We start from the raw sequence: 11,905 nt of genomic DNA, 5'->3' as shown, positions 1-11,905 counted from the left end.
CGAGCATAGCGGGGAAATAGATACGGGTGAAAAAGAGAAAACGGCTAGCGCACACGGGCAATGTGTGTGCGCTAGCCGTTATCCGGAAAAGTGCAGAAAATCCCTACTGGGTGGAAAACCGATAAGGGGGCTCGACTTATGCGTCTGCGTCCAGGTCCACCGGCTTATCGTCGGCTTCATCCTTCTTCTCACCAGCGGCACCTTCCTGTGCCAGCGCGCGGTGACGCTCGATAGTGGCATCGACGCGGGCAAAAACTTCCTCGACCTTGGCCTCATCAACGCCGTCGGCAAGCGCGAGCTCACCGACGAGAACCTGGCGAGCCTTGCTCAACATACGCTTTTCGCCGGCGGACAGACCGCGGTCCTGATCGCGGCGCCACAGGTCACGAACCACCTCAGCGACCTTGTTAATGTCGCCCGAACCCAGGCGCTCCTGGTTGGCCTTGTAGCGACGAGACCAGTTGCCGGCCTCTTCCACGTCGGTCTCACGTAGCACGGAGAAGACCTTCAGCAGTCCCTCTTCACCAACAACATCGCGGACACCGACCAGCTCGGCATTCTTGGCGGGCACCTGGATATTCAGATCACTCTGCAGAATCTGCAGTACAAGGTACTGAACGGTCTCACCGTTAAGCTCTCGTTCAATGATGTTTTCGATTTTCGCAGCTCCGTGGTGCGGATAAACTACGGTATCGCCAATGCTGAATTCCATGTAATGCACACGCCCTTTCCAACGGCCTTCCACCCTATCATGTCCCCCCATGATTTTACGGGTAGTATGAGAACATCTTAGGAAGACACTAAGGTGTTCTTTAAATACTGAAAATCCTATCGCCCATCCTCAAGCTACTGGAGGAAATCTAGTCATGGCCTTCAAGTCCGTACTTCGCCGCAGCGCTCTCATCACCGTCTCCGCAGCATCTGCAGTTGCACTTGCTGCCTGTGGCGCCGGTCAGATTTCGCAGACCGCAAATCAGCACCCGGCTGTCGACGGTGCGATGAACGGCGGCGAAGATGCTGCCGGCAAGGGTGCTGAGAACACCAACTCGGCTCTTGGCTTCGTCAACATCCGCGACGCTCACATCCTGGTTGACCCGGAGGCTGGTACCGCTGGTCTGAAGTTCTCCGCCAGCAACCAGCAGCGCGCTACCGAGTCGGTCTACACGCTGAAGTCCGTCACCGTTGAAGGTATCGGCGAGGTTGAGCTGAAGAAGGTCGCTGAGACTCCTTCCTTCGCTAAGGCTGCCAAGGGCGAGAACTCCTTGCCGCGCGAGTGCCAGATTGTTGCCGGCCCGAAGTCCGTCATCGATCCGCTGGCTAAGACCGCTAAGGACAACACCGGCTGCATCGCGTACTACACCAATGAGCTGGACCCGGCCACCCTGGTTGGCGACAAGAGCAGCGCTGCTGGCCAGAACCGCGAGGCCACCTTCGAGTTCACTGACCCGCAGGGCAACACCAACACCTACGACCTGGACATCACCGTCTCCGCTGACATTCTGGAAGCTGGCGCACCGAACCGCGGTGCTGACGGCATGATTGAAACCAAGTAAGCGCAGTACAGCGCGTTCCCTGCGCTGTTCGTGCGCAGCGCACTATCAGCGCTGGTACAGCGCAGTCCTGTCCCGCAAATAACGCGAGGAGCTTCATCGAGCGGGCATGGGCGATTGGTCGCTTGATACGGGCCACGGCGGTACAGTCAGTCCTTGACACATGTCATTGACTCTGCCCTGGCCCGTTCTCGCGTATCTGGGGCAATTTTTAGCGACATTTCCCGCACATCCCGCACCAAACGTTGTCGGGTCTGTCGCCCCCTCGTTTGAAGCAAAGGTGGTTGCACCGTGGCCAAGACCAAAGACGAAGCCTACGAATGCTCGGCATGCGGTTGGCAGGTGTCAAAATGGGTCGGCCAATGTCCCAACTGCAAAGAGTGGGGCACGCTGGAGAAGGTCACTATCCGCTCCAGCAGCGGGAAGTCCGGCTCCACCCTTGAGGACAAAATCGCCGCCCGGGCAGCCAAGCAACGTCGCCGGAGTGCTGCCGCAACGGAGCCCGGCACGCGGGGCGGTCGTCGTAAAGCATCTTCCACTTCCGTCGCGGCTGAGAGCCAGCGTTTAGCACAGCGCGCGCTTGACGACGAGGCGGAGGAACGTTTCCTCGCCGAGACATCCGCAACAGATCGAATCCCCACTTCTTCTTCTGAGCTGACGGCCATTACCGGGATTTCCGCCAAGGCTGCGCACGCGGTGCGCACGGGCATCGGTGAGCTGGATCGGGTGCTCGGTTCGGGTATTGTGCCGGGTTCGTTGGTGCTCTTGGCCGGCGAGCCGGGGGTTGGTAAGTCGACGTTGCTGCTGGAAGTGGCCTATCGCTGCGCGGAAGGCGATTTGGGGCCGACACTTTACGTCACAGGTGAGGAGTCGGTCGGTCAGGTGCGGCTGCGTGCCGAACGCACTGGCGCGCTGTCGGACTCGCTGTACCTGTCGGCGGTGTCGAATATCGAGGACGTCATCGATCTGACGCTAGAGCTCTCCCCCGGTCTGCTCATTGTGGACTCCGTGCAGACGATGCGTGCCGACGTCGAAGGTGCTCGCGGTGGCGTTGCTCAGGCCCGCGCCGTAACCTCTGCCCTGGCGGCGTTGGCAAAGGAGACCGGGACTGCGATTTTCTTAGTAGGGCACGTGACCAAGGACGGCAATGTGGCCGGCCCGCGCACGATGGAGCACCTGGTTGATGTGGTGCTCAACTTCGAAGGCGATAGACACTCGGGGCTACGCTTCTTGCGGGGTCTGAAAAACCGCTTCGGCAGCACCGATGAGGTGGGCTGCTTCGAGCAGACCGCGGGCGGTATTGCGGAAGTTGAGGATCCCTCGGGGCTGTTTTTGCATCACCGAACGCCGACCTCGGGAACTGCAATTACCGTGGCCATGGATGGCCGCAGACCGCTGCTGGCGGAGGTGCAGGGCCTGGTAATCAACACTGAGGCACATAATCCACGACGCAATGTCTCTGGTCTCGACCCGAGGCGCGTGCCGATGGTCGCGGCCGTGCTGACTGAACACGGTAACTTCAAGCAATTAGCCCGCATGGAGATGTACGTGTCCACCGTCGGCGGAATGACGCTGTCGGAGCCTGCCGCGGACCTGGCGATTGCGCTGGCACTGGCCTCATCCATGACTAAGCGGACCTTCCAGGACAAAACCATTGCACTCGGCGAACTGGGGTTGGCCGGCGAAGTGCGGCGAGTGACCGATTTGGAGTGGCGGCTTAAGGAAGCTCATCGAATGGGCTTCGACACGGCAATTGTGCCCAGAGGCGCAAAAGGCCCGGCAGGGATGCAACTGCTGGAAGCAGGCACCGTTGCCGAGGCCATTGAGCTTGGGTTAGGAGCTAAGCGCTAGCGCATGTTGAACGTGTAGGCGTCAGAGTTGTTGTCACCAATCACGCCGTAGAAGATGTACGACCCGGAGGGAACTGGGACCCGGTCTTCTTCGGAGCACTTGTTCGGCGCCGAGGTCAGACGCGACCAGGTGGCGGCATAGTTGACTTCCTCGCCCGGTGCCAATACCAGTTCACCGTGGCCTTCGGAGTCATTGCAGTCCACATCCGACCAGACTCGCTCATACGTTGCCAGGTCGTACACCTCGAAGCGCAACTGCTGCTCATCGAGGTTCACGCGGCATTCACCGCCGGTGGGATTGTGGACGGTAATCGCCAGAGTCGGCTGCTCATCGCCGTAGTTCGGCTGATCCGAGGTGGCCGTCACCTGCAGATCTGCAAGGGTACAGTCCTTTTTGCTCGCAAGCGCCGCCTGAGCGTTATCCTTCGCGGAGTCTTCGCCTTCCTTGTCGCCCTTCTTGGCGTCCTTGTCAGACTTGTCAGACTTGTCGTTCTCCGAGTCCTTGTCAGACTTAAGCGCGTAAGGTTCCTTGGGCTGTTCCGGAGGAGTCACCTCTTTCCCGTCATCCCTGGTGACATTCACCGGTTCAGAATCCTCGCTGTCCCGGTTTACCAGTGCGGAAATACCCCAGCCCAGGAGAACGAGGATGATAACGAGCAACACCGCCGCGGCGATACGCCGACGCCGGTAGATTTCTGGAGGCAGCTTATTGGTCACACATTTAGGTTAGCGGGTTCTCGCTGACTCCATGGGTAACGACGGTCTCAGCGCGTCCGTCCTCCAAGCGGTACCGCATACCGACAACGCCTACCTCGCCGGTCACCAAGCGCGACGAAATCTCCGGAGAGCGATCAATAATGTGATTAACAATCTCGCGCACGTGGCGACGCTCAAATTCGTCGATCTCAGTCTCGCCATCCTTGCGAGCCGCCAGCAGCGACGGGGTGACTTTCTCAATCAGCACACGCTGGAAACCACCCGGCAGTTCGCCACCATCCAGTGCATTCTTCGCCGCAGCCACAGCGCCGCAGGACTCGTGACCGAGAACAATCACCAGCGGAACTCCAAGACCATCAACTGCGAATTCCAGCGAAGCCAGCACCGACAGGTCAGTAATCTCACCGGCAGTACGGATCACAAATACATCGCCCAAGCCCTGATCGAAAATAATCTCCACCGGAGCGCGGGAATCCGAGCAAGCCAGCACAACGGCCTTCGGCTTCTGCCCCTGCGTCAGCTGCTTACGACGAACCAAGTCCTGGCGAGGATGCGCAGTCTTGCTCTCGCAGAAGCGGAGGTTTCCGCGCACCATCGATTGCCATACACTCTCAGGAGTCCTCTCAGAATTGCTCATAGCTATATTGTGCAACGACTCTGCTGTTTATGGGAAAGCGAGAAGGTAGATTGACCTCTGCAATTAACCAATCCGACGACTTCGACGAACACGTCGATGCCGCCTTACGTGATTGGTATCGCACCAACATGCGGCCACTTCCCTGGCGCGAAGAAGGCACTTCACCATGGGCTGTGCTCGTCAGCGAAGTGATGAGTCAACAGACTCCCGTCGCCCGCGTCATCCCCTCCTGGCGCGCCTGGCTGGAAAAATGGCCCACCCCAGCCGATTTGGCAGTCGCGCCCAAGGATGAAGTCCTACGTATGTGGGGAAAACTCGGCTACCCCCGACGTGCACTCCGGCTGCGTGAATGCGCAGAAAAGATCGTCGAAAAGCACGACGGCGAAGTACCAAGCGACGTGAACACACTGTTAGCCCTTCCGGGGGTAGGAGACTACACAGCTCGGGCAGTAGCGGCGTTTGCTTTTGGCGCGCGCACGCCGGTGGTGGACATCAACGTGCGCCGCGTACTCCGGCGACACCGCCAGGGCACGTACCTACCCGGCATCGCCAAACGCACAGACATGACGCTCGTCAAAGAGTTCCTACCACTCGACCCCACGACTGCGGCCGAGACCTCTGTCGCACTCATGGAACTCGGCGCTACTGTCTGTCGAACGACACCCGAGTGCGAGGCCTGCCCCATCGCCACCAGTTGCGCCTGGATTGCCGCCGGTCGCCCCGAACCCGAAGACCACGAAATCGCCGCTGCGAAACGGCGCGTGCAGAAGTTCGAAGGCACCGACCGTCAAGTCCGGGGCTTGCTTCTCGACGTGCTCCGCGCCGCCGACTCCCCCGTCGAACAGACCGCTCTGGATGCGGTCTGGGATGATACGCATCAGCGTTCCCGCGCATTGTTTTCCCTGCTTGACGACGGACTTGCGGAGCAAACCTCCGATGGCCGCTTCCAGTTGCCCCGTTAGAACCCAGACAATGCTCCGGTAAAGACCAGATTCGAACAAGTGCGTTGCCTAGAATTGGGAACATGAATGCCACGCCCCATCGACCTCAGCGCCAGCGCTGTCTCTTTGGGGCTAGTAAACGCAGAATCGCGCTGAGCATGGTACTTGGAGTTGCTCTTCTGAGCTCTAGCGTGGGAACGCTCGGTGGTTGCTCGGCGGTGGATGGTCTAGGAGCAACTGGCTTCGGTTCCTCGGATTCTGACTCTTCTACGGTGAAGCGATTGCCTCCAGGTCAGGTAATTACGAAGACGCCATTTCCGGTCAATGCGCCCGCACGCGCACAGCGGGTCGTGTTTTCCTCCACAGGCGCACGCGACCACCGCCAGACAGCCGTGTCCGGCACGATTTTGCAGCCCTATACCCGCTGGTCGGAGAAATCCCCGCGCCCACTGGCAGTAATTGCACCTGGAACTCTCGGTATGGCTGATAACTGTGCCAGTTCGGTTGCCCTGCGCTACGAAGCGCCTCCGACGCCTCCGGCACCTCAGTTGCTGGCACAGGGATGGAATGTTGCCATCGTGGATTACCAGGGGCTCGGCACGCCTGGGGTACATCCGTATCTCAACCGTGAGGTTGCCGGGAATAACACGCTCGATATGGCGCGAGCGGCTATTGAAACTTTACAACTGCCTACAGACACTCCCATTGCGCTGTTCGGCTACTCACAGGGCGGAGGCGCCACCGCTGCAGCGGCCGAGCTCGCCGATGAGTATGCCTCGGAGCTGAACATCCGCGCTGTTTACGCCGGGGCTATTCCGGCCGATCTCACCGACACTGCACTGCATATTCGCGGCTCGGCGCTGGCGGGGCTCGTCGGTTACTTCATGAACGGCTTGATTGCAGAGTACCCAGAGGCAAAAGAACCAATCGAGCGCATGCTGAGCCCGCTGGGGCAGGATTTCCTGAAGCTCACGGCCGATGAATGCATTGGCGCCACTGTCGAACGTTGGCCTCGCAATGACACCAAGGCATTTACGGCCAACGACTTGGGGATAGCGGAGAATCTGCGCTCGCCGGAGCTCTCCCCCGTCGTTCGGCGCCACGTGGAAGAACAAGCTCTGGGGACAAAGACTCCCAGTATGCCCGTATTCGTTACCCATAACGCGTTGGATGATGTGTTACCCGTGACGTCGGCACGCAAACTTGTGCAGAAATGGCAAAAGGCCGGCGCCGACATCACCTACGTGGAGGTCGACACTGACCTCGGTGATGGGACGCACGGCCTTGCCTACGTGCTCACCCACGACGAGATGCTTGCGTGGGTGAATCAGAAAATGGGGTACTAGTGTGCTAGCGCACTAGCTGTACTGACGGTGAAATGCTCACCGACAGCCATCAGCCACTAACTACTTCTTCTTCCAACGACCGCGGAAGGTCAGGCCCTTGCCCAGTCGGACGGTGTAACCGCCGCGGCTGTTAATGGTCACCGGACCGATACGCTTAGAACCAGAGACTCCCGAACCCGAGTAGTTCAGCCACGTGTCCTTGTCCAGGTTCTGCTTCTTGCGAAATTGGAGCCCCATTTAGTTCTCTCCCTCGGAGTTATCGGATTCGACCTCGGCAGCGGCCTGGTCGGCAGCACCTTCGATGTCGTCGGCTTCAACACTCAGGGTGCCATCAGCGCTGCCGAGAACGTCCTTGTCTTCCTCAGACTCCCCCAGAGCACCGCCGTCGGCATCAACGTTCCCGGCCTTGCCCTTGTTGGTGAAGGTGAACTTCGCCTTGTCGACGTCCTTGGACTCGCCATCCCAGCCTTCGACATCGATGAAGACGGTCTCGCCGAGACCGACCTCACCGTAGAGAATCTTCTCGGAGAGCTGATCCTCAATCTCGCGCTGGATCGTGCGACGCAGCGGACGGGCACCGAGCACTGGATCAAAGCCACGCTTGGCCAGCAGGTTCTTGGCGCGGTCGGAAATCTCCATGGTGATGCGCTTCTCGTCGAGCTGGTCGCTGACGCGGGCCAGCATAAGGTCGACCATCTGGACAATCTCAGCCTGGCTCAGCTGCTTGAAGACCACAATCTCGTCGATACGGTTCAGGAACTCCGGACGGAAGTGCTTCTTCAGCTCGTCGTGGACCTTGTCCTTCATCCGCTCGTACTTGCCATCTTCATCGGCCTCGCCGACCCCCGAGAAGCCCATACCAACAGCCTTGGAAATGTCGCTGGTACCCAGGTTCGAGGTGAAGATCAGAACCGTGTTCTTGAAGTCCACCACTCGACCCTGCGAGTCAGTCAGACGACCGTCTTCCAGGACCTGCAGCAAGGTGTTGTAAATCTCCTTGTGGGCCTTCTCAATCTCGTCGAAAAGCACGACGGAGAACGGCTTGCGGCGCACCTTCTCGGTGAGCTGGCCGCCCTCTTCGTAGCCGACATATCCGGGAGGAGCACCGAAGAGGCGCGAAGCGGTGAAGCGGTCGTGGAACTCACCCATATCAATCTGAATGAGTGCGTCTTCCTCACCAAAGAGGAACTCGGCCAGGGCCTTCGACAGCTCGGTCTTACCAACACCAGACGGGCCGGCGAAGATAAACGAACCGGACGGACGCTTCGGGTCCTTCAGACCAGCGCGGGTACGACGAATAGCGCGGGAGACAGCACTGACGGCCTCTTCCTGACCGATAATGCGCTTGTGCAGCTCATCCTCCATGCGCAGCAGACGCGAGGACTCTTCCTCGGTGAGCTTGAACACCGGAATGCCAGTCCAGGAAGCCAGGACCTCCGCAATCTGCTCCTCACCAATCTCAGCGATGGTGTCGGACTCGCCCGCACGCCACTTCTTCTCGCGCTCGCGGCGCTCTTCGCCCAGCTTGCGCTCCTTGTCGCGCAGACCAGCTGCCTTCTCAAAGTCCTGCTCGTCGATGGCGGCTTCCTTCTGGCGGCGCACATCGGCGATCTTGGAGTCAATCTCCTGCAGGTCAGCCGGGGCAGTCATGCGCTTGATGCGCATGCGAGCACCGGCCTCATCGATCAGGTCAACGGCCTTATCCGGCAGGAAGCGGTCGTTGATGTAGCGGTCGGAGAGCGTAGCTGCGGCAACCAGAGCCTTGTCCGAGATGGATACGCGGTGGTGAGCCTCGTACTTATCGCGGACACCGCGCAGAATCTCGATAGTGAGATCCACACTCGGCTCCGGCACGTTCACCGGCTGGAAACGACGCTCAAGAGCGGCGTCCTTCTCAATGTGCTTACGGTACTCATCCAAAGTGGTAGCACCGATGGTCTGCAGCTCACCGCGAGCCAGCTTCGGCTTCAGAATCGAGGCTGCATCAATTGCGCCCTCGGCGGCACCGGCACCAACCAGCGTGTGAATCTCGTCAATAAACAGGATGATGTCACCGCGCTGGTTAATCTCCTTGAGCACCTTCTTCAGACGCTCCTCGAAGTCACCGCGGTAACGGGAACCCGCAACCAGCGAGCCCAGGTCGAGAGAGTAAAGCTGCTTATCCTTCAGCGTCTCCGGCACACGACCGTTGACAATGTCCAGTGCAAGCCCCTCCACGACGGCGGTCTTACCAACACCAGGCTCACCAATCAGCACAGGGTTGTTCTTGGTGCGACGAGAAAGAACCTGCATAATGCGCTCGATTTCTTTCTCGCGGCCAATAACCGGATCCAGCTTGCCCTCACGTGCAGCAACGGTCAGGTTACGACCGAACTGATCAAGCACCAGCGAACCCGACTGGTGGTTACCCTCCTGCACACGAGCGCCGGAAGTAGCACCGACCGGACGCTGCTCCGGAGAACCATCGGACTCATCGCCCTGGAAACCGCTGAGCAGCTGAATAACCTGCTGACGTACGCGCGGCAGGTCAGCGCCGAGCTTAACCAGGACCTGAGCAGCAACACCTTCGCCCTCACGAATCAGGCCGAGCAGCAGGTGCTCAGTACCGATGTACTTGTGACCCAGCTGCAGAGCCTCGCGCAGAGAGTACTCCAGCACCTTCTTTGCACGCGGGGTAAACGGCACGTGACCGCTCGGCGGCTGGGAGCCACGACCAATAATGTCGACTACCTCAGAGCGCACAGCATCCAGGGAAATACCCATGGACTCCAGCGCCTTGGCAGCTACACCGTCGCCTTCACTAATCAGGCCGAGCAGGATGTGCTCCGTGCCGATGTAATTGTGATTGAGCTCGCGTGCCTCATCCTGTGCCAGGACGACAACGCGACGTGCTCGGTCCGTAAACCTCTCGAACATCACTGCCCTTTCAAGTGTCTATTTTTGCCGTAATTCAATAAAGGTTGTTTCACCTAGCTTAAACGCGACGCGACACAGATTAATCCCTATAGCCGTACGCCAGTAGCGAACAGCCTGGTCGAGAGAGGTATCACTGCTCGTACGGCAGCAAAAGCTCCCGGCGGCAATGCCACCGGGAGGAAACGAATGTTGGAATGAATTACTCCTGCGCGTTAAGCCAAACGCCAGACAAGAAGGAGTATTTGCACGGGATATCAGTCAGTCTCCATAATCTCCCACTCATACGGAGTCACTTCACCGCGCACCTCGTGGTACGGAGAACTGAAGTACAGGGTGCCATTCTTATTCAGGACCACGATCCCGTGGAAGCTGTACTTCTTCCCTTCCTTCAGTCGGAATGGCGGGCGCGAGGCATCCCAATTTCCACCGCTCATTCCGGCTTCCCAACTTCCAGATGCATCCTCGAGATCAAAGGTGACCAGATTGTGGGCGTTCTTCTTGTTACCCCACTTAGCTGTGGTCTGGCAGCGGAACATGTCCTGATTTACCGACCCACCACAGACTACGGTTTCTCCGTCTGTGGAATAGCTGACATAGTCACGGTTGATCTTGGGGTAGTTCGTAGCTGCATCGGCGACGGACGGATTGACAACAGCAAGCGCAGTGGCGGCAGTGATTGCGGCGGCTACAGCGGAAATCTTCTTGGTGAACATGATCTCAGATTAAAAACTCTCGGACACAAAAGAAACGGGAGTTCTCCCCGGGGAGTTCTCCCCTAGCTAAACCATGCTGGACTGCCCAAATCTGGACAGTGGTGCCATCAAACGCACCACGATTTATCCGCTTATGTCACCGGCACAATGCAGTCAGAGAGCGATGCTGTCCAAAGCAGCACGGTCAGAGCGCATGGCAGTCTGTGACGCACCGAGAATGGATTTATATCAATGGCTTTCAAACTATTCAGCTTCCGAAAGACCTTCCGCCCCACCCGCAACTCCCGGGTTACGCTATCGCGTTCTGGCCTCGGATATTCCTATCGCATGGGGCCCGTTCGGTGGACGAAGAATGCCCGTGGCGGCCGAACCACTACTGTGAACACGCCAATTAAAGGATTGACTTATCGCAAGTACCGTCGTTAAGCGAGCAGTTTCAAGTCGTCTGCAGTGACCAATCGTGCTTCGATTGCAGCGACAACTACCAGCTGCAGACGGCTCTTTTGATTAACCCGTTGCCACTCCTTGCTTGAGACCAGCCCCTTGCTCAAAGCGGATTCAAAAAGTGCGGTGCGGTAATGCTCGACTGCCTTTGCGGTCTTGCCTCCCAGCTTTCGGCCGGCCTCGGCATCGGTGCATGAAACCATAATGGTGTCGATTCGGCCGCGCAGATAATCCTCCGCATATGCAGCGATCAGAGCACGCTGGCGCTCCGGCAGCTCCCCAACCGAGATGGTTTCAGTCCCGTCAGTTGGCAGCACGACCTTCGCATCGGCGTGCTCAATATCCTGTTTAATCTGAATTTCGTACTGGTCATCCTTGACGGAAAAGCGGATGAAATACTCCGGGTAGCTCAAATCAAAACGCTGTTGCGGAGCCAGCCGGAATGACCGCGACACCTCCGGAATGTGCACCATTGCAGTCACGTGCTCGCAGTTATTGAGCAGAAACCACATTCCGGATTCCGCATACACATACATTGCTATGCGGTGCATGTAGCGGTTATCTTCGCCCACTTTGAGGTCGGCGTCACGCCCGATGGTCAATCCCTCACTCGGATTGGCAACAATCGCATCCCCACACAAATTATCAACCACAAGTGTTGGGAGCGATGTCACGTTGACCAGGCCTTTCTCTCGCACCACCAGCCACCAACCGCGAATCAGGAACCCTACCCAACGCTCCTGGGGGAATCGCCCAACGACGGCTGAAGTGACTGGCATTCATGATAGTTA

Annotated in this window: 12 protein-coding genes; 5 read left to right on the top strand and 7 right to left on the bottom strand. The window is 58.5% G+C overall.

The window, feature by feature from the left end:
- Nucleotides 1–136: 136 nt before the first annotated feature.
- Complete coding sequence (locus tag QP995_RS02950) at nucleotides 137–712, bottom strand: CarD family transcriptional regulator (RefSeq protein ID WP_005510159.1); 576 nt, start codon at nucleotides 710–712, stop codon at nucleotides 137–139.
- A 154-nt stretch (nucleotides 713–866) separates the two neighbouring features.
- Here QP995_RS02950 and QP995_RS02945 point away from each other — a divergent pair, with 154 nt between their 5' ends.
- The gene (locus QP995_RS02945; RefSeq protein ID WP_049171870.1) at nucleotides 867–1,553 is read left to right on the top strand and encodes a hypothetical protein; all 687 of its coding nucleotides are present in this window, start codon (nucleotides 867–869) and stop codon (nucleotides 1,551–1,553) included.
- 288 nt (nucleotides 1,554–1,841) lie between these two features.
- Nucleotides 1,842–3,401, top strand: coding sequence for a DNA repair protein RadA (gene radA / locus QP995_RS02940; protein ID WP_049171872.1), 1,560 nt, complete (start codon nucleotides 1,842–1,844; stop codon nucleotides 3,399–3,401).
- On the opposite strand, the gene QP995_RS02935 is transcribed toward radA, so the two are convergent.
- The gene (locus QP995_RS02935; protein WP_049171874.1) at nucleotides 3,398–4,117 is read right to left on the bottom strand and encodes a hypothetical protein; all 720 of its coding nucleotides are present in this window, start codon (nucleotides 4,115–4,117) and stop codon (nucleotides 3,398–3,400) included. The two genes, radA and QP995_RS02935, sit on opposite strands and share 4 nt — an antisense overlap.
- A 4-nt stretch (nucleotides 4,118–4,121) precedes the next feature.
- On the bottom strand, nucleotides 4,122–4,754 hold the full coding sequence (locus QP995_RS02930; protein ID WP_042388218.1) for a carbonic anhydrase: 633 nt from the start codon (nucleotides 4,752–4,754) through the stop codon (nucleotides 4,122–4,124).
- Between the two features lie 29 nt (nucleotides 4,755–4,783).
- Here QP995_RS02930 and QP995_RS02925 point away from each other — a divergent pair, with 29 nt between their 5' ends.
- Nucleotides 4,784–5,716, top strand: coding sequence for an HhH-GPD family protein (locus QP995_RS02925; protein ID WP_049171876.1), 933 nt, complete (start codon nucleotides 4,784–4,786; stop codon nucleotides 5,714–5,716).
- Between the two features lie 137 nt (nucleotides 5,717–5,853).
- Nucleotides 5,854–7,041 carry a lipase family protein gene (locus QP995_RS02920; RefSeq protein ID WP_049171879.1) on the top strand — a complete coding sequence of 396 codons (1,188 nt, stop codon included), beginning with the start codon at nucleotides 5,854–5,856 and terminating at the stop codon, nucleotides 7,039–7,041.
- A 60-nt stretch (nucleotides 7,042–7,101) separates the two neighbouring features.
- Here QP995_RS02920 and QP995_RS02915 read toward each other — a convergent pair whose 3' ends face one another.
- From QP995_RS02915 to QP995_RS02905, 3 genes are all read right to left on the bottom strand, one after another.
- A complete protein-coding gene (locus QP995_RS02915) occupies nucleotides 7,102–7,278 on the bottom strand; it encodes a hypothetical protein (protein WP_162837151.1) in 177 nt (58 codons plus the stop codon).
- Nucleotides 7,279–9,957, bottom strand: coding sequence for an ATP-dependent Clp protease ATP-binding subunit (locus tag QP995_RS02910; RefSeq protein WP_049194048.1), 2,679 nt, complete (start codon nucleotides 9,955–9,957; stop codon nucleotides 7,279–7,281). It abuts the gene before it with no gap.
- A 254-nt stretch (nucleotides 9,958–10,211) separates the two neighbouring features.
- Complete coding sequence (locus QP995_RS02905; protein WP_038626607.1) at nucleotides 10,212–10,670, bottom strand: hypothetical protein; 459 nt, start codon at nucleotides 10,668–10,670, stop codon at nucleotides 10,212–10,214.
- A 231-nt stretch (nucleotides 10,671–10,901) separates the two neighbouring features.
- On the opposite strand from QP995_RS02905, the gene QP995_RS02900 reads away from it, so the two are divergent.
- Nucleotides 10,902–11,096, top strand: a complete 195-nt coding sequence (locus tag QP995_RS02900) for a DUF4236 domain-containing protein (protein WP_016421461.1) — start codon at nucleotides 10,902–10,904, stop codon at nucleotides 11,094–11,096.
- Here QP995_RS02900 and QP995_RS02895 read toward each other — a convergent pair.
- The gene (locus QP995_RS02895; protein WP_224433510.1) at nucleotides 11,093–11,893 is read right to left on the bottom strand and encodes a hypothetical protein; all 801 of its coding nucleotides are present in this window, start codon (nucleotides 11,891–11,893) and stop codon (nucleotides 11,093–11,095) included. The genes QP995_RS02900 and QP995_RS02895 overlap by 4 nt on opposite strands.
- Nucleotides 11,894–11,905 lie beyond the last annotated feature (12 nt).

Origin of the sequence: Corynebacterium sp. MSK032 (assembly GCF_030232065.1) — a bacterium.
Lineage (GTDB): Bacteria > Actinomycetota > Actinomycetes > Mycobacteriales > Mycobacteriaceae > Corynebacterium > Corynebacterium jeikeium_D.
This window is presented reverse-complemented; position numbering and strand designations above follow the sequence as displayed.